The organism is Paenibacillus sp. B-A-8 (assembly GCF_048572915.1).
In the GTDB taxonomy this organism is placed as follows: Bacteria; Bacillota; Bacilli; order Paenibacillales; family Paenibacillaceae; genus Paenibacillus_AQ.
In genome coordinates this window covers 3,286,979-3,304,464 of sequence record NZ_CP183882.1, presented here as the reverse complement: position 1 = coordinate 3,304,464, position 17,486 = coordinate 3,286,979, and the positions used below count along the sequence as shown (strand labels likewise).

16 protein-coding genes, 2 tRNA genes and 1 other annotated feature are annotated in these 17,486 nt (G+C 40.5%); of the genes, 3 read left to right on the top strand and 15 right to left on the bottom strand.

Annotated features, from left to right (window positions below; all coding sequences use genetic code 11):
* Window positions 1-18 precede the first annotated feature (18 nt).
* Window positions 19-1,686 carry a ribonuclease J gene (locus tag ACN6MV_RS14600; RefSeq protein ID WP_419886630.1) on the top strand — a complete coding sequence of 556 codons (1,668 nt, stop codon included), beginning with the start codon at window positions 19-21 and terminating at the stop codon, window positions 1,684-1,686.
* A 60-nt stretch (window positions 1,687-1,746) separates the two neighbouring features.
* Here ACN6MV_RS14600 and ACN6MV_RS14595 read toward each other — a convergent pair whose 3' ends face one another.
* Window positions 1,747-2,856, bottom strand: a complete 1,110-nt coding sequence (locus ACN6MV_RS14595) for a phosphotransferase (RefSeq protein ID WP_419886629.1) — start codon at window positions 2,854-2,856, stop codon at window positions 1,747-1,749.
* A 91-nt stretch (window positions 2,857-2,947) separates the two neighbouring features.
* Entirely contained in the window at window positions 2,948-4,504 is a 1,557-nt protein-coding gene (locus ACN6MV_RS14590; RefSeq protein WP_419886628.1) for an ABC-F family ATP-binding cassette domain-containing protein, read from the bottom strand.
* A gap of 230 nt (window positions 4,505-4,734) precedes the next feature.
* Between ACN6MV_RS14590 and ACN6MV_RS14585 the strand changes: the two genes are divergently transcribed.
* Window positions 4,735-5,319: an AAA family ATPase gene (locus ACN6MV_RS14585; protein WP_419886627.1), complete on the top strand. Its 585-nt coding sequence runs from the start codon at window positions 4,735-4,737 to the stop codon at window positions 5,317-5,319.
* 117 nt (window positions 5,320-5,436) lie between these two features.
* Here ACN6MV_RS14585 and ACN6MV_RS14580 read toward each other — a convergent pair whose 3' ends face one another.
* The 6 genes from ACN6MV_RS14580 to ACN6MV_RS14555 all read right to left on the bottom strand — a co-directional run bounded on the left by ACN6MV_RS14580 (window position 5,437) and on the right by ACN6MV_RS14555 (window position 12,686).
* The gene (locus ACN6MV_RS14580; protein WP_419886626.1) at window positions 5,437-7,392 is read right to left on the bottom strand and encodes an acyltransferase family protein; all 1,956 of its coding nucleotides are present in this window, start codon (window positions 7,390-7,392) and stop codon (window positions 5,437-5,439) included.
* 223 nt (window positions 7,393-7,615) lie between these two features.
* Complete coding sequence (locus ACN6MV_RS14575) at window positions 7,616-7,933, bottom strand: NUDIX hydrolase (RefSeq protein ID WP_419886625.1); 318 nt, start codon at window positions 7,931-7,933, stop codon at window positions 7,616-7,618.
* A 76-nt stretch (window positions 7,934-8,009) separates the two neighbouring features.
* The gene (locus ACN6MV_RS14570) at window positions 8,010-9,809 is read right to left on the bottom strand and encodes a DUF2201 family putative metallopeptidase (protein ID WP_419886624.1); all 1,800 of its coding nucleotides are present in this window, start codon (window positions 9,807-9,809) and stop codon (window positions 8,010-8,012) included.
* Between the two features lie 2 nt (window positions 9,810-9,811).
* Window positions 9,812-10,873, bottom strand: coding sequence for an AAA family ATPase (locus ACN6MV_RS14565; RefSeq protein WP_042127570.1), 1,062 nt, complete (start codon window positions 10,871-10,873; stop codon window positions 9,812-9,814).
* Window positions 10,874-10,948: 75 nt separating this feature from the next.
* Window positions 10,949-11,932: a phosphotransferase enzyme family protein gene (locus ACN6MV_RS14560; protein WP_076118536.1), complete on the bottom strand. Its 984-nt coding sequence runs from the start codon at window positions 11,930-11,932 to the stop codon at window positions 10,949-10,951.
* Window positions 11,933-12,134: 202 nt separating this feature from the next.
* The gene (locus ACN6MV_RS14555; protein ID WP_419886623.1) at window positions 12,135-12,686 is read right to left on the bottom strand and encodes a YdhK family protein; all 552 of its coding nucleotides are present in this window, start codon (window positions 12,684-12,686) and stop codon (window positions 12,135-12,137) included.
* 176 nt (window positions 12,687-12,862) lie between these two features.
* Between ACN6MV_RS14555 and sleB the strand changes: the two genes are divergently transcribed.
* Window positions 12,863-13,504 carry a spore cortex-lytic enzyme gene (gene sleB, locus ACN6MV_RS14550; RefSeq protein ID WP_419886622.1) on the top strand — a complete coding sequence of 214 codons (642 nt, stop codon included), beginning with the start codon at window positions 12,863-12,865 and terminating at the stop codon, window positions 13,502-13,504.
* A gap of 45 nt (window positions 13,505-13,549) precedes the next feature.
* Here sleB and ACN6MV_RS14545 read toward each other — a convergent pair whose 3' ends face one another.
* The 7 genes from ACN6MV_RS14545 to ACN6MV_RS14515 form a co-directional block, all read right to left on the bottom strand.
* Complete coding sequence (locus tag ACN6MV_RS14545) at window positions 13,550-13,816, bottom strand: CD3324 family protein (protein ID WP_042188024.1); 267 nt, start codon at window positions 13,814-13,816, stop codon at window positions 13,550-13,552.
* A gap of 102 nt (window positions 13,817-13,918) precedes the next feature.
* Window positions 13,919-13,991: transfer RNA gene (locus ACN6MV_RS14540), tRNA-Phe, on the bottom strand.
* 18 nt (window positions 13,992-14,009) lie between these two features.
* Window positions 14,010-14,082 (bottom strand) — tRNA-Phe (locus ACN6MV_RS14535).
* 53 nt (window positions 14,083-14,135) lie between these two features.
* Window positions 14,136-14,376 (bottom strand) — a binding site (T-box leader).
* A gap of 87 nt (window positions 14,377-14,463) precedes the next feature.
* Window positions 14,464-14,997, bottom strand: a complete 534-nt coding sequence (locus ACN6MV_RS14530) for a GNAT family N-acetyltransferase (RefSeq protein WP_375102872.1) — start codon at window positions 14,995-14,997, stop codon at window positions 14,464-14,466.
* Between the two features lie 5 nt (window positions 14,998-15,002).
* A complete protein-coding gene (locus ACN6MV_RS14525) occupies window positions 15,003-15,500 on the bottom strand; it encodes a GNAT family N-acetyltransferase (protein ID WP_375102871.1) in 498 nt (165 codons plus the stop codon).
* Window positions 15,501-15,674: 174 nt separating this feature from the next.
* A complete protein-coding gene (locus tag ACN6MV_RS14520) occupies window positions 15,675-16,691 on the bottom strand; it encodes a zinc-dependent alcohol dehydrogenase (RefSeq protein ID WP_375102870.1) in 1,017 nt (338 codons plus the stop codon).
* A gap of 144 nt (window positions 16,692-16,835) precedes the next feature.
* Window positions 16,836-17,441: a TetR/AcrR family transcriptional regulator gene (locus ACN6MV_RS14515; protein ID WP_076118528.1), complete on the bottom strand. Its 606-nt coding sequence runs from the start codon at window positions 17,439-17,441 to the stop codon at window positions 16,836-16,838.
* Window positions 17,442-17,486: the final 45 nt, after the last annotated feature.

The window sequence follows — 17,486 nt, the reverse complement described above, 5'->3', positions numbered from 1 at the left end:
ATTAAGGGAGGGACTTTAATGAAAGCGTCAGCAAAGCAGCTCTGGATAGCAGCATTAGGCGGTGTGAATGAAATTGGTAAGAATATGTATTTGCTGCAATATGCTGATGATATTGTTGTCATTGATTGCGGCTCTAAATTTCCGGACGAGAGTCTACTGGGAATTGACCTCATTATTCCTGATGTTACGTATTTATTAAGCAATCTTGATAAGGTTCGAGCATTAGTAGTTACACATGGACATGAGGATCATATTGGAGGAATTCCGTATCTGCTCAAACAATTAAATCTTCCGATTTATGCATCCCGGTTAACCTTAGGCCTAATTGAAAATAAACTGAGGGAACATGGATTATTACGTCAAACCAAGCTTCATGTCATTGATTCTGACTCCACTTTAAAGCTAGGTGCGTTTACTATAACGTTTTTTAATACCAATCATAGTATTCCGGATTGCCTTGGTGTTGTGTTCGATACCCCAGAAGGGACCGTTGTTCATACAGGGGATTTCAAATTTGACATGACCCCTGTGAATAAGCAGTATCCCGATATACATAAAATGGCCGACATCGGGAAGAACGGTGTAAGATTTCTTCTATCTGAGAGTACCAATGCAGAACGCCCGGGTTTCACTCCCTCCGAGAAGCTCGTAGGCGCTCATATAGAAGAAGCATTCATGAAAGCAGATCGCAGAATTTTTGTCTCTACCTTTGCTTCAAATGTACACCGTCTACAACAGATCATTGAGGCTGCTCACCTAACAGACCGTAAATTAACCTTACTTGGCAGAAGTATGGTGAATGTGGTCCGGGTTGCCCAAGAACTCGGATACTTGAGCATTCCCGATAACATGCTGATTGAGCCTACAGAAGCTGCCAAACTCCCCCCGGAGCAAGTAACTGTATTATGTACAGGCAGTCAAGGTGAGCCCATGGCTGCGTTATCGCGACTGGCTAATGCAAGTCATAGGCAGATGGAAATCCAGGCTGGAGATACTGTTCTGATTGCAGCTAATCCTATTCCCGGGAATGAACGCAATGTATCTAGAATTGTCGATAATTTATATGTACTTGGTGCTAAAGTCATCTATGGATCACGCAGCGAGCTTCACGTGTCTGGGCATGCCAGCCAAGAAGAGCTTAAATTAATGTTAACCTTAATGAAACCTGAATATTTCATACCGATTCATGGTGAATACCGTATGCTTCATCATCACAGCTTGTTGGCAGAGGCAGTTGGTGTTAACCCCGATAATATCTTTATTCTAAAGAATGGGGACATCGTTGAGTCTTCGTCAGGTGTTGTCCGTCAATCGGGCAAAGTGACTGCTGGACAGATCCTAGTGGATGGCCTTGGTATTGGGGATATCGGGAATGTCGTGCTTCGTGATCGTCGCCAGCTATCGGCAGACGGTATTTTGATTACAGTAATTACTTTAAGTCAAACAGATGGACGTCTATTAAACGAACCGGATACTATCTCCAGAGGATTCATCTATGTCCGAAACTCAGAAACTTTAATGGAGGAAATTAACCAGCTTGTAACATCTACCCTTCAAAAGATGAGTGAGCCTGATCTAGGGCAATGGAATATCATCAAACAGACTATTAAGGAGACCCTGAGTAGATTCCTGTACGAAAAAACGAAACGACGTCCGATGATTCTTCCCATCATTATTGAGGTGTAGCAAAAAAGGAGCTCATGTAGAATGGGCTCTTTTTTTATATCTGGTGAGAATTAAATTTAACTATGTTATACATAATTTTAATGCGTCAGCTTCTAGCGCCATTTTTTGATGAATAATAATAATTTGCTCCAAACGAATAACCCGCTCCTGAAGACTAGTGTTTAACAGGTCAGAATGTAGCTGAGCATTCAGAGAAATGTATTGAGGTACTTCCCAGATACTACGTAAAGCAGTGCTTAAACAGTAGCCATATCGAGCAAGGCGCTCATCCCCATACCAGCCTGAATCCTTTAATCCTTTGATGAAGGCATGGAACAAGGACTCTTTGTAATCCTCGTAACGGTGAACAGGAATGACTCCTAAGCTCATGTTTACGCCAAACATTTTGCCAAGGTCTTCACCAATGCCGGATATGCTCATGAATTGCCAGTCAATCAGAACTAAACGTTTCTCTTCCATTTCACCCTGATTCAGCAGCATATTCATCTGACTGAGGTCCTGATGGGCAAGTACTCGTGGCAAGCTATTGAGAGCATTCAAGTTACTTTCTATCTGATTAGTAAAGCTGTGGAACCATGTCCAAATGTTTAGCGCTTTATCTCTATGTAAATGATTTATGTAAGTATCCAGATTAGGCGCATACATTCTACTAGATGTAGTCCACGATTTAAGCCAGCCCCTGCATATCCAATCCTCATCAGGTATTTTCTTTCCGGTAAGATAAGCTCCATTGAATTGACCTAACCGCTCAGCGATAAAATCAAACTGCTGCTTTGTATATGCATATTCCCCGTCTATTCGCTCCAACCATAACCATATGGTCCCTTCTGCTTGCTCTTCAACAAGATAACACTTTGGGGCTTGGATAGAGCCGGGAAGCTCATCCAGAATCTTAGATTCAAAGACTAGCGCTTCGCGGCGCCAGTAATTGTGATGGGCTGGATCCTCTTTTTCTACACTATCCGGCTTGATGATTTTTAATATGATTGACCATGCAACCTGCTCTTGATTAACAATTGCGATACCGTGAATAGAAAAGATACCTGATGTAGTAAAGTTAGGCGTTTGATAATTTAAATCTTCGCAAGAGAAACTGATTATTTCTACTCTTTGTTCTCCAAAAAATCGTTGAACACAAATGTTAAGCTGATCCATTTTATTTTCTAACACATAGATCCTCCTCACGATCCGTAAAAAAAAGCCTACAAAGCGTAACTGATTCGTTAACACCTCATAGGCTTGTTCAATAAAACTTTGCTTATTAGAATACTTTTGTTGTCCAATCTTCGCAATTCCAGATATCGGTCACGATGTCTTGATAAAAATCCGGTTCGTGAGAGATCATGAGAATGCTTCCTTTGTATGCTTTCAGCGCGCGTTTCAGCTCATCTTTAGCATCGATATCCAAGTGGTTTGTCGGCTCATCCAGTACGAGAATGTTAGTCTCACTGTTGATGAGCTTACATAGACGCACTTTAGCTTTTTCTCCACCACTTAGAACTGCAATCTTACTTTCGATATGTTTCGTAGTAAGTCCGCATTTGGCAAGGGCAGCACGTACTTCGAATTGTGACAGGGATGGGAATGTATCCCAGATCTCCTCGATACAAGTCTTGTAATTGCCTTCTTTCATTTCTTGCTCAAAGTATCCAATCTCTTGATGGTATCCAAGTTCTACCGAACCGGATAATGCTTGGATTTCGCCTAAGATGCTGCGAAGCAAGGTGGTTTTACCGATCCCGTTCGCACCTACCAACGCGATCTTTTGTCCACGCTCCATCAACAAATTCAGGGGTCTGGACAACGGTGTGTCATATCCGATAACCAATTCTTTAGCTTCGAAAATCATCTTGCCCGCAGTTTTTCCTTCTTTAAAGTTAAACTGTGGTTTTGGCTTCTCTTTTGCAATCTCGATAATTTCCATCTTGTCGAGCTTCTTCTGTCTGGACATCGCCATGTTACGAGTAGCAACGCTGGCTTTGTTACGCGCGACGAAGTCTTTCAGCTCTGCAATTTCTTGTTTCTGACGGTTATAAGCAGATTCAAGCTGTTGCTTTCTCATTTCGTAGACCTGTTGGAATTGCTCATAATCACCCACATAACGGGTTAGCTTTTGATTTTCCATATGGTAGATCAGGTTGATAACGCTGTTCAAGAAAGGCATATCATGTGAGATCAGAATAAATGCATTATCATATTCTTGCAGATAACGTCTCAGCCATTCAATATGCTGCTCATCCAGATAGTTCGTAGGCTCATCTAGGAGCAAAATATCTGGTTTTTCAAGCAACAGCTTTGCAAGTAAGATTTTGGTACGCTGACCACCACTAAGATCAGCTACGTCACGATCCAATCCAATATCTGTGATTCCTAGACCGCGCGCGGTTTCTTGAATCTTCGCATCGATCATGTAGAAATCTTGATTTGTAAGTGTATCTTGGATCGTACCCACTTCTTCAAGCAGCTTTTCCAGCTCTTCAGGCGACACGTCACCCATTCTGCCGTACATATCATTCATCTCTTGCTCAAGATCAAAGAGGTATTGAAAAGCGCCTCTGAGTACATCTTGAATGGTCATGCCTTTGGTCAACACTGCATGCTGATCGAGGTAGCCAACACGCACCCGTTTGGACCATTCGACCTTACCTTCATCCGGTTGCAGCTTTCCTGTAACAATATTCATAAAAGTGGATTTACCTTCGCCGTTAGCGCCGAATAATCCGATATGCTCGCCTTTTAGAAGACGGAATGAAACATCCTTGAAGATCGCACGATCTCCAAAGCCATGACTTAATCCTTCTACATTTAATATGCTCATTTATGGACACCTTTTTCTTATTTTTCTCGCTATATTATAAGCAGGATTACACAAAAACTCAATGGAGAAGCAAAAAAATATCATATTATGGACCGTAACGCGAAATATCTCAGGTTCTCAAAACCTACGGTAGATGAGGATTTTACGCTGGCGATTACTCATCTTCTTTTATATGATAATATTTAGAGATAGACTGTAGCAATGAATTGATGTTCTAAGGAGAGTCAGTAATGAACAAACTTGTATTTTTTCTGGGACCCGCCGGGGCAGGCAAAACGACATTAGCTAAAGCGATCGCTTCCCGGCGTAAAGTCCCCTTCTTTGATATGGATATCCTCTTACGACCAGCGGCAGACGCCATCATGACCTTTCACGGATTGGACCCGGCAGACAGAGACTCTGCCGATTACAAAAGATTATGCCGTGATTTGGGCTACCGGATTACGATGGACGCAGCGCTAGACAATATAGGCCTGAATGTAGATGCATTTGTGGTTGGACCATTTACTAAAGAAGCTGCCAACCCTGACTGGATCAGCAGTGAATTATATCGAATCGGACGTTCGCTGCAAGATGTTGAGGTTAAAGTTGTCTTGGTCGAACTAGCCAATGAGGAATTGTATCGGACACGAATTCACGATCGACAATCACCATTAGATGAATGGAAGTTCCAGCATTGGGATGAATTTCGCAAATCATTTGGAAACCGTAGTGTGAAGTGGCCGCTTCCAAGTTTTAATGTGAAGGTGATCGACAATTCTAATCCAGACATAACGAAGACTGTGGCTGTGGTGGAGCATTTTATCTACGACTAGGAATTGATTAGCTTTTCAATGATCGTTCGTTTACGAAAAAAAAGACCGGCAAAGAGAGAACTCTCTTGCCGGTCTATTAAAATATAATATCAAAAAGTTTGGAGATTCAATTAATTCTTACTTACTTTCCAAGGCTTTCGCAAGAAGTGAGGCGTAACACTTGGAGCCCTCTGGTTTAAGATGCACACCATCTTGGTAGAAATAATCGTCTTTTCCTTCACTTGCAGAGTACCAGTCTACTACGGTCGTATTACTATATTCACTGGAAACTTTTGAAATATTGTGATTCACATTATTCTCCCATTTTCTTGGGACCCGTGTATTGACCAAAAAAATCTGCTCAGCATCACTTAATGAATCCAGTAAATTACGTAGTTGCTTTGAACTAAAGGATCCGTTGGTCCCAAGCTCGATAATAACCTTTTTACCTAGCCGGCCTTGAGCTTTAAGCTGATCCACTACCTCCTGAGCTTTAGCCATCTGCCGACCGATCTTTCCCTCGATGACAATGCCAGGTAATTCCTCTGAAAGGTATGGTGCTGCATCCAAAATGACAGAATCTCCAATGGCCGTAACATCCGTTCCAGCTTGACTCTTCTCAGCCACAGGTTTCTTTTCTTCAGGAACAGATTTTTTCACTTCTGATTCAGGCTTTGCTATTTCTGTATTTGTAGTTCCCACCTTAGTATCAGCTTTTTTCACTTCAGGTTCAGTTGTAGCTGTTGCCAAGGCTGGTATTGATGGTTTATCAGTTACATTTTCGTCTATCGCTTTATGATCTGCGGGATCATTCTTTCTTCCCATATCTTGTTGTTCTTGCTGCTGCAGTCGTTGTTCTTGCTGTTCCAGTTGTTGTTGTTCATACTGCAAATCTGCCAATTCGATCGCAGACGTATCCGATCCAGCGTTTAACAAATAACCTTTGCATGCGATTGGGATAAGAATCACAGCAATAATAGCCATTAAGAAGCCTGGACGAAGACCACCCCTTCGTTTTACACTGATGTTCTTCCATGTTTCTTTAAGTGAACCTCGACGAATGGGCTCCTCCACATACTTATATGACAATGCAGCTAGAAGAAAACTTACTGTTACCTGAATGATGATCCGAAGCATGCTGCTTTCTTCAGTACTCACATTCGGACTGCTAAGGATAATGACTGGAAAATGCCATATGTACAAGCTATATGATCGCAGCCCGATCCAACGCAAAGGTTTACAGCCTACGATCGATCCCAGACGGCTAGCAGGATGAGCTAGAACGGCAATAACTACAGCTGCAATCAAAGAAATCACTAAAAACCCACCACGGTAAAGTAAATCATCGAACTCATTAACCTGATTAAAAAGTACCAACAATAGAATGAGTCCTAATCCCCCTACAATATCAAGCACACACCGAGCCGGTTCTGAGACGTTATCATTAAGTTTCTGACTTGGCCAAGCAACTGCAAGTGCTGCTCCAATGAGAAGCGCAAATAAGCGGGTATCCGTTCCATAATATACTCTACTTGGGTCTGTCCCCGGTACGTAGATCAATACCATGGCTAAAGCCGAGACTGCTGCGCAAGCCATAATCCATGCAATAAGCTTACCTCGCCGACGAGCGATTTTCATCACGATGATGAGAACTATTGGCCATAGAATATAAAACTGTCCTTCAATAGAAAGCGACCATAAATGTCCGATAGGAGATGGTGGGCCAAAGCTTTCAAAATAGGAAACATTATGAAATATTAGCCACCAGTTATTGAAATAAAATAAGGAAGACATAAAGTCACCCTTGAGCCCAAACAATCTTGATGGTTCTATAATTAAAAGCCATATGGCAACCACAAAAAGCATAACGGCCATCGCAGGCAACAGCCTCCGCGCCCTACGAACCCAAAAGTCTACAAGGTTCAGCCTTCGGTGCCGCTCCCACTGGCTAATGATTTGATCAGTAATGAGATATCCGGAGATTACAAAAAATATTCCAACGCCGAGAAGTCCACCCTCAGCCCAATTCAGATTCAAATGATATGCGATTACAGCGAGTACTGATAAAGCCCTTAGACCATCAATTCCTGGCACATAACGCCTGCCGCCTACAGATTGTATAGAAGACTGGCTCCTCATATTATTTCTGAAAAGCTTCGTGTTGTCTTTCATAATGTTTCAGTCCTTACCGTCGATTTATCGTTCATAAGTAAGACGCTGTAAACGTATGAAAAGTTCTGTAATCAACTGAAAATGTTATAAAATAAAAAAAATGAATCTTTGTTGATCGAAACACTTGTCCATTGTGCTCCCTACATTAACTCAGATGTGTAATAATAATTTTTTCAACTTCTGTGCCCCGTAATTCTACGTAAAACGGCTGCGCATCATCATTTAAACAATACTCTAGCCGCAATCTGAGGTTTTTCCATGTGAGCATATCCATCGCTTGTTCTATTGAAAAAAAACCCACATCCAAGCTTTCGGAACTAGTAGCAGGCTCACCACCGACAGCTTTACCCAGAAATAATGTAGTGCAAATAGATCGATCTACATTTTGAAAGACGCCGCAGAACTTATTAATCTCTATATCAATACCCGATTCTTCTTTGGCCTCCCTAATCATTGAATACAACGGTAGCTGCGGAAAGAATATGTTTTGGGGTTGTCATATCGGTTACTCCCTCTAATCATTTCTAAGATCTTCTACCTTAGTTAATTCTGAATACAGGTCCTTTGGGTGAGAAAGGTAAGTCATTTCCCTTTGGCAAAATATAAGCATGGTCTCTTTTAATGGTCAGCTTGTCACAATAACCATCTGTAATAATTAGAAGCGGTCCTTTTTTCGGAAAATCCTCAGCTTGTTGAATCAAATCAATAGCTGGTTGTAAGATCGTTCCCCCTCTTCCCTTCACTTGTACTCGATCTGCGATAGCCTCGGGGGGCATGAAACCTGCATCATAAGGACAAGCATCACAAAATATAATCCGTGCAAAAGGAACATCACGAGCCTGCGCATAACTTGAAATGGCCCCTAATGCTTTGGCCAGAAGCTTTTTATCCATTGAGCCTGAGGTATCTAAAATAACTCCAAAAGTACGGCCATCATCTGCAGCGCCGCTATGAACCCACTGTGGTCGAGGGATATCAGGCGTAGAAGATTGACGTCTGCTAATTCGTGAATAAGATCTGGTCTTCTCAAGCGGTGAGAAATAATGATCAAACCAACGAGCAAGCTCTACATCCCATTTAATAGGTGGCTGGCCCAGCGCTCTAATCTCTTCAACTAGTCCTGATGGCAAAAGACCGCGGCGTTGCTCTTCATGATACATAAGTCCTTGTTGCATAGCATTCTTACAAAAATCATCAAGCGTTTGTCCTTCTCTCACATCCCAAAAACTAGATGAACCGTTATCTAAAATATCACCGAGTCCGTTGCCTCTCAAGGTTGCCAGTTTCTTATAAGTGCGGATATCTCCGACCATACGATCATAAATCGTTTCAGCAGATAAACCTTTAAGCTCAGGATCTAATAAGAGTCCAATTCGCGGATACTCCCCTACACTCATTTCTATTAGCCAAAGATTTATTACGTAGTCACAAGCCACATTCCAAAGATAATGATCTCGACCAAGACATCGCTCGTGATGCTGAAGCCCCGCATGCAGAAGCTCATGCGCCATCACGAAAATACACTCCTCATCGTTTAGTCCGGCTGCAGGGTTCATAAATATTTTGCGATCAACAACGTCAATGGCAGCTATGGAAATATCTAATCGCCGACATATCGCTGGATCTTCTATAATCTCAAAGCCGGCGGCAAGCGCACCTAATAAAGGATATCTGTCCATGAACCATCGTTTTGCACGTTGTGGAGCTGTTAATGAAAGTGCAGGGTCACTAATAGTATTAGCGTGTCCTCCAGCAACACTTACTGCATTCGTCACAGCATTCGATAACCCATAAGCAAGATAGGCTTCCCAATCTGGTGCTTTTCCCCAGTATCTTTTGGTGGTATCTCGAACATTCATGTCTAGCTTTGAAACACCCGCAGTGCCAAAATATCTGGAGTTGTCCGGAATTCCTTTTATCATAAATTGCTCGTAAAGCTGTTGTTCATCTTTAATTGTAAGATTAATTCGCGACTCCATATCTGCGGGTACTTTCCCAAACTTCAAGTCATTTAAAAACTTTGCTATGTACACATCACATGCAACGTTCCACGCCACTTGATTCTCTTTAATCTTTAAATGCCCAAGTCCTAAATGAAGAAAACAATGTGCCAAAACGTACATCCATTCAGCAACCTCACCACGCCGTTTAGGATGAGTGTAAATATAACCGTTATTAGTGACAATTGCCCAGCCGTTTTCAGGATAGGGACTATTTTCATTATGGATAATCGAAGCTCGAACAGATAACGGTGCAAAAATAGGATGATCCGCGATTAACGAACATGCCTCATTAAAATTTTTCAAAGCGGGGTTTTCTGGAGTTGTCTTTTTAGCCATATTTACCCCCTATCTTTTATTGCAAGACGTGGTAAATCACGCACAATTTCAACCATTAACCAATCTGGAATATTATCACTTTGCTCCTGCTTAGCAACTACTAGCTGTGCAATTTCAAAGCTAATTACTGACAGGTCTTTAATCAGTTTTTTAACAGTGTGTGCAAATTGGCGATGTCCATCTCGTACGTTATCTTTAATCGGAGGGAGTTCTTTAATAATCTGGGCTCGCAAGGATTGCGCTAGGAAATACAGGAGATCCCGATCTTCTGGAGCCGTTGGAAATGAGGATTTACCATCAATAATTTGATTAAGTTCATATTTTCCAGTTAGATTTTTATAAAAAGCCCTGAATTGTGTGGCGTGAGAAGTTGTCAGTGAACCATTCGCTAAAATCCCCACGGTATCCACATTTATATCATCCCCAAACTCATGTAGTGCATCACTAAGCATATGCCAAGAGCGTGGCGTGGAGAAAGGCTCTTCAGTCTTTGGAGGTGCACTCCACAGATGATCGGGACGCAATTCCAGATATTCAATAACCATAGGATGAATGCTATTATCATATGCCCAAGAGATCCAATTCTGAAAAGATACATTTAGCTGTATATGGAACATCCGATTGATAAGCGCGGAGGACATAGGTTTAACAATTGCACTATCTTGTGCACGGTTACCAGCTCCTATTACTATAGAGCCCTCAGGTAGGTGATAATCGCCGATGCGGCGTTCATGGATAAGACTATAAAAAGCTTTTTGCACCTCTTGAGAACAGGCATTAAGCTCGTCTAAGAACAAGCAATACGGTTCGTCCCGAGCAATCATTTTCGGAGGACAAAATTGGCTCTTGCCGTTAACGATTTGAGGTACCCCAATGATGTCTTCCGGTGCTAGTTGAGAACCCAGAAGAGAAACACATGGAAGACCCACCTGATCAGCAAAAGCTTCTACAAGAGAAGACTTTCCAATACCAGGTGCCCCCCAAATAAAAACAGGGCGGATCACAGAAACGTTTAGAAGTACTTGCATAAGTTGAATAGGTGTTACAGGAGTTGCTAGGTTCAAATAAATGCTCCTTTTTTATATGATATATCCTCATTATCTATTCTAAATATATTAAAAACTACTCAAAAGGATTTATTAAAGCTCTAAACAAGCTTTGTCATTTAGGGCATCCTGAATATTACGGGCAAGCCACTCTCTATCCTGCTCACGCTGTGACTCCGAAAACTCTTGAAATAACAAAAGCACTAATTCCAGTCGGCGCTTCTCAATAAAGAGCGGGAGCTCTTCTAGCCATTTATTGTCGAGTGCATACTCTCGATTATACCCTTTCATAAAAGACGTCAGCATGGCTGCCGCAAGACTAGAAGTTCTACTCTGCTCTACCTCCGGTTTTCGCCAATCCCCAAAGATGGTCGAATAATAAACGGCAATGGCAATATCATGCACCATATAGTCGTATCCGCAATCATCAAAATCAAACACGGTGATCTGCCCCTCATGCACGAAGAAATTACCCGGATGCAAATCACGGTGACATAGTCCATAGCCTTCTCGATTCCGCGGCAACTGGTTAATCCGATCATTTATTTGAAGCAACTTTTCAAAAAGCTGCTGTTCAACAGTACCAAAGTTAGCAAAGTCAAAATCTAGCTTACCCTGATGTGGTCTTGCCAGAACAGTCTCCGGATTGTATTGCAGAGTTAAAGCATGCATTCTTCCTGTTACCTCACCCCATTGCTCAAAAAGCTCCGTTCCCCAATTGGGATCGGAAGCATTAACATGACCACCTGGTGCTTTCTCCATTACACAGATCATAAATCTTTCCTCATCTTTGAATAGCGTTTGTACCAAGCTGCCATCCTGAAAGGGAATGGGGCGAGCCAGTTGCACGCCATGTTTTGCAAGATGGTCCATAAAGTCAAGTTCAGAGATGACCATCTCCTGCTCCTGATGAGACTGATGTGTTACACGTAAAATATATTCATGATCATCTTTTGGAAAGCTATAGACAACATTTTCAAAACCACCAATATACTTAATCGTTGTCCAATCGACTTGAATCTGTTGTGCAGCTTGTTTAAGCATTTCTTCATCGAATTTCACCTGCCAGTTAGGCATTTCAATCACGCTCCTACCTTCTAAGAAAATATCAATTAAAATGGTATATTTTGTATAGCAGTGCTTTATAAAGATATTTTAACACTTCACTACCAATAAAAGAAGCAATCAAAAAGGTAGGAGCAGCCTAGAACTTTAACAAAGTCCATGACTGTTCCTACCTTGATCATTTTTCATTACTTAAGAGCTTAATTTCTATTAGTTACTTTATTGCTGAAAGCTCATCTTCCGTTACCCATTTATGATTTTTCACTTTATCTCCACCCGTAGTAGGTGTGTAATCAATCATATATACCGTAGTATGTTCAGCTGAGTTAATTTGAGCCGTTGCACCTTTCATATCTTTCATATGGTCAGCTTCCATTACGACTTCTGAGCCTGATTCATAGGGTTTGTCAGCTGCTTTTCTGATTTCTTCATGAATAATCCACTTGTGATTTGTAACTGGAAATCCGCCTGTTGTAGGTCTATAAGAAACGATATACGCTGTGGTGTCAAAAGCTCCAACTATTGTTGCAGTAGCCCCCTTCATACCTTCCATATGGTCCGTTTGGATGATCGCTTGACTTCCAACTTTATAAGCTGGATTCTCCGCCACCTTCAAATCATCAGGTACCTCACCTGAGCTAGAGTGCGAGGAATGTTCCATCTGTGTATTGTTTGAGGACATCTTATTGCCATAGCTATTATCATTACTGCATGCACTTAGACCGAGAGCAGCGGCGATTATGAGTAGAATTAATTGCTTTTTCATATAAAGAACCTCCGAAGTTTTATATGCCTTTGACTATTAATTTACCCATTTCAGAAGATCACAAACCGAAAATAATATTTTGAAAATTGTAAGACGTTAATTGGATTACCAATAAATGAGTGTTGTCTACGTTATTGAAGGTTATTTATAATGTTTTCTGAAAGGAGGCTACTATAATGAAGACTAAAATATTCACTTTGTTGCTTCTTTTGGGTCTGGTAAGTATGGCTACTATGATCGGTTCTGCTAGTGCTGCTCCGGTATTAACCGTAGGAAGTTCTTCAGGAGATGTATGGGATCTTCAGTATCGATTGAAGACTCTGGATTTCTATACTCAGCCTTTAGATGGTGTATATGGATCACAAACGAAAGCAGCCGTTTCTAAATTTCAAAAAGCCTACGGATTAAGCGCCGATGGTGTTACTGGCACGAAAACATGGAATGCACTAAAAAAATATACGCTTAATATTGAGGAAATGGACATATTAGCTAAAGTTATCTACAGTGAATCTCGCGGTGAGCCTTATAAAGGCCAAGTTGCAGTTGGCGCTGTAGTTATGAATCGCATACAATCTAGTCAATTCCCAGACAATATTAAAAACGTTGTATTTCAAAAAGGCGCATTTACAGCCGTATCTGACGGTCAATACTGGCTTACTCCAAACCGGACTGCCTATTTAGCTGCTCTTGATGCTGTCCGAGGTTGGGACCCAACAAACAATTCGATCTATTATTTCAATCCAGATACAGCTACTAGTGCATGGATCTGGACTCGTCCTCAGAACTTAAAAATTGGTAAGCATATATTTGCGAGTTAACGTCTCAAATAAATGTAATAGCCGGTCAACCCTTCGGTTGACCGGCTATTTTTTAGTATAAACAATTTTCTTAATACTATCTTTAGAAAGACAGTATTCACCTGAGAGCTGGTCGACGGTTGCACCAGCAGCAAACCTCAGGCAGATCTCAATATTTCTTGATTCCAAATATTTTCTACTCCCTGACTTCTCACCCCATTTTACATGTAATTCTTCAGGCTTTGGAACGTAGACCATACCACCGTTTATATATTTCTGTATTTCTTGTAGTAACTCTTTAGGAAAGACTGTATCTGCATTTACATATTTCATAATTGTTCTGCTCCTTAAACTTTGATGAGATCACAAACAGCCTGCCTAACCATAATGGTCAGACAGGCTGTTATTATAGAAAGCTTACTATTAAAATTAAGATGGCTCGGGACGGGATTGAACCGCCGACACTAGGATTTTCAGTCCTATGCTCTACCGACTGAGCTACCGAGCCTTGCTATTAAAGTTAAGATGGCTCGGGACGGGATCGAACCGCCGACACTAGGATTTTCAGTCCTATGCTCTACCAACTGAGCTACCGAGCCTTACATGGATACAATTATTTCTTCTAAATGGAAACAAAAAGACCCCTCGTCCGAAAAGGGACGAGGAGCCGCGGTACCACCCTAAATTAGAACTATTCTGTACAACTAGCAGAAATGTTCTCACTTAAATATTTAACGGTTAACACCGGTACACCTCTACTTGCCAACAATGGTTTCAAGGGACTGCTCCGGAGTGAACTTCGATCAACCCTTTTCTCTAGAAACGCTCTCAATCTCCGGCGTTTCCTCCCTGTAAAGAGGTATTGAACTACTTTTCTCCATCAAAGCATTTGTTTTATTATATAATTTTTTCTAATTGTAAGCCCTAATCCACTATAAGTCAATAGAAGAAATAATTCCCGCATTTCGATTTGATTAGCTTTATCCATTACTAAAATTAAAAATCATCTTTAATTCATCATCAAAAGACTTCTTACATTCTTCTTGAAAGCTATTACCAGTATATTCTTTTAGTGTCTTTCTCCAAAAATGCTGGGCTCTCCTATTTGTAGCTGTGGGATTGGTTTGTAGCTCCCATTTTCCAATATGAAGATTAAATACCTCCTTAGCCGCGCGTTCAGCGATTCGCGTACCTCGAAAGGGCCGCAGGATAAAGAATTCGTTTAAATAAAATTCACAACCTGGTGGTGTATGAGGTGGTGTGGCTACTAATGCAAAGCCAGCAGGAATTCCATCCTCCTTTATTAAATAAGGATATAAAATCCCTGGCTTCTCCCACCAGATGTCGAAGACTTTATTCTGTTCATTCAGCGTTTGTGTTTCATTATCCTCGTATACCCCGTATTGATTAGGAAGGTTCCCCCATATCTCTGAAAGATCGTGTAAGTATAGTGGGTAGAGATTATTAATCATAAACTTCGTTGTGCTGTCAGTTAATGTTACGCTGATCTTCATTTCATTCACTCCCTCCCATCGAATGCTTGGATGTATTTATGGCAATCACTTAAATAACGTTCTGTGTAGTTATCTTTTGTATAATCCTTAAGCACTTTTCGCCAGAAAGCTATGGCAGGTTTATTATTTTCCATTTGAGCTAGTTTCCATTTAGCTTCTTTAAATAGATCAAGTGTTTTTATTGCGGCAGCAGTACCTATTCCATTTCTTCTGTATTTCTGCAAAATCATAAAGTCATAGATCACATGAGTTGGATCTGGGTCTGTATCTAAGTTTTCAAAAAGAACAACCACAAATCCAGCTAAGTTTCCTGAAACCTCGATCAGATAAGGATTCCATCGATGATCCCCTTCCCAAAAATAATCAATATCCACCTCGAATTCTCCATGCTGATTCACATCTTGATCCGTAAATAAACTGAAATCATAATAGTAAAGTTGATATAGATTAGACAGTACCGCTTTATCTTCAAACGTTACTGGAACAAGTTTAATTTCCATCATACCCCCACGTTTGGTTCATTATTGTTACTTCTGTACTTAGTATAATCACGACGTCACTCTAGTTATATGCCATATTTGATTTGAATTGAATTTTATATAAAGTCATTATTCATCTAGAATAAAAAAAGCTCATATGAGCTTTTACGCCCACATGAACTTTTTTCAGTCTAACAATCAAGTTAAATCTACGATGACTTTAATGGTTTCTTTAGCTTCAATGGCTTTGTCAAAGGCTGCTTGGATATCCTCTAATTTAAAGGACTGTGTCACCATTGTAGAGATATTCGTTTTCTTGTCGTTAATATGTTCAATAACCTTTACAATATCTTCATGTGTGTATCCACTAGCTCCAACTATGTTAACTTCTTTACTCATCACTTGAGCAAGGCTAATAGGTACTTCATTTTTATAAACCGCAATGATTGCAATTCTTGCTTGTGGCTTTACAATCTGCATCACTTGTTCAAATAATATCGGAGCACCCGCTGCGTCTACAAAAGCATCTACGTTTGGCATGTTAACGCCGTAAACATTTACTTCCCCGAAGTGTTTAATTAAGCCCTCTGCTAATGATTCAGTCGTCGTATTAACTGTTAAAGCTCCTAATTCTTTGGCTTTATCCAAACGCCATGGATCAATATCCACAACACAAACCTCTTTAATGCCTTCCCCTATTAATCCTGCAGCAGCAGATAAACCAATAGGACCCGCTCCGAGAATTACGATTTTTTCACCTTGTTTGGGTTGTACACTAAAGGCTCCATGAAAGCCCACACTCATAGGTTCCATTAATACGGCCTCTGTTGCCGAAACGGAATCATCAAATTCATAAAGGTTATAATTAAGTGCTGCATCTTCAATTAAGACATATTGTGAAAAGGCTCCTACCTCCAACGAATAACGACGACCTGCACGTTTTGCAGTAATTGGATTCACACCTACACGCATGCCAACTTTCAAATCGGTTTCCGCATCAGAACCTAATTCGACGATTTCACCAAACATTTCATGTCCAAACTCTGAGCCGAAACGGATACCCATTTCTGAGCCTGCTTTTACTATATTAATATCTGTACCACAAATTCCCCCCGCTAAAATACGAACCAACACATCTTTTGGCCCTACTTCAGGTATTGGCCGCTCTTCTATCCCCACACTATTTTTACCGTGATAAATACCGACCTTCATCATTCTTAACACACTCCTTATTACTATCTATTACTAAATGGTAGTAGTTATTGTGGAGCTTAGCAATCTACAATAAAACTGAAAGCGTTAATAAAACGACAGTTAATAAGCTTGTGTTAATTAAAATTTTAAAAGTGAAATGTTTCACTATTTCTTTTTATTATTTGAAGGGATAAATGGATTTAACTGTATAATTCGCTCTGCTAAATATTTAGGGGTATAGGGCATATCATTGCCAAGCCACATGGAAATTGTACCAATGATTGCAGATGTTCCATACCAAGCTGCGATATCAGAAGGAGTATCTACGGTTAAGAAATCTTCTGTTTTTTGAATCGATTGTTGTTCTGTTGTTATTAATATCAATTCATATAAAAGATCCATCAATTTCGGTGTGAAATAAGGAATGTTTTTGCTTACAAGCAACACCTTGTACATATGAGAATTCTCTGCAATATGCTCTAGCAATAAAATCAGCGAGGTAAGTTCATCCCCTGGTTTATAGGATTCTTCAAATTTATCTATAAGTATTTTCTTCAAATCTGCTAATAAGTCATCCAAGATACTATCAATCAAATCATTAATATCTTTGTAATGTAAATAAAATGTAGCTCGATTGATTTCAGCCTTTTGCGTAATAGCGTTGATCGAGATCTTATTCAGTTCTTTCTCTGCTAATAAATCTATAAAGGCATTCCGAATTGCTTTTCTTGTTTTTCGTATCCGTAAATCTAAGTATGTTTTGTCTGCCATGAATCTTCCACCTCGTAGTTAATGAACTTAAAAAATAGTTAGTAT

Excerpts from the sequence above, each read along its gene's own strand:
- ACN6MV_RS14600 (WP_419886630.1), top strand. The coding sequence starts at position 19 with ATGAAAGCGTCAGCAAAGCAGCTCTGGATAGCAGCATTAGGCGGTGTG.
- ACN6MV_RS14590 (WP_419886628.1), bottom strand. The coding sequence starts at position 4,504 with ATGAGCATATTAAATGTAGAAGGATTAAGTCATGGCTTTGGAGATCGT.
- ACN6MV_RS14585 (WP_419886627.1), top strand. The coding sequence starts at position 4,735 with ATGAACAAACTTGTATTTTTTCTGGGACCCGCCGGGGCAGGCAAAACG.
- ACN6MV_RS14570 (WP_419886624.1), bottom strand. The coding sequence starts at position 9,809 with ATGGCTAAAAAGACAACTCCAGAAAACCCCGCTTTGAAAAATTTTAAT.
- ACN6MV_RS14560 (WP_076118536.1), bottom strand. The coding sequence starts at position 11,932 with ATGCCTAACTGGCAGGTGAAATTCGATGAAGAAATGCTTAAACAAGCT.
- ACN6MV_RS14555 (WP_419886623.1), bottom strand. The coding sequence starts at position 12,686 with ATGAAAAAGCAATTAATTCTACTCATAATCGCCGCTGCTCTCGGTCTA.
- sleB (WP_419886622.1), top strand. The coding sequence starts at position 12,863 with ATGAAGACTAAAATATTCACTTTGTTGCTTCTTTTGGGTCTGGTAAGT.
- ACN6MV_RS14545 (WP_042188024.1), bottom strand. The coding sequence starts at position 13,816 with ATGAAATATGTAAATGCAGATACAGTCTTTCCTAAAGAGTTACTACAA.
- ACN6MV_RS14530 (WP_375102872.1), bottom strand. The coding sequence starts at position 14,997 with ATGAAGATCAGCGTAACATTAACTGACAGCACAACGAAGTTTATGATT.
- ACN6MV_RS14525 (WP_375102871.1), bottom strand. The coding sequence starts at position 15,500 with ATGATGGAAATTAAACTTGTTCCAGTAACGTTTGAAGATAAAGCGGTA.
- ACN6MV_RS14520 (WP_375102870.1), bottom strand. The coding sequence starts at position 16,691 with ATGATGAAGGTCGGTATTTATCACGGTAAAAATAGTGTGGGGATAGAA.
- ACN6MV_RS14515 (WP_076118528.1), bottom strand. The coding sequence starts at position 17,441 with ATGGCAGACAAAACATACTTAGATTTACGGATACGAAAAACAAGAAAA.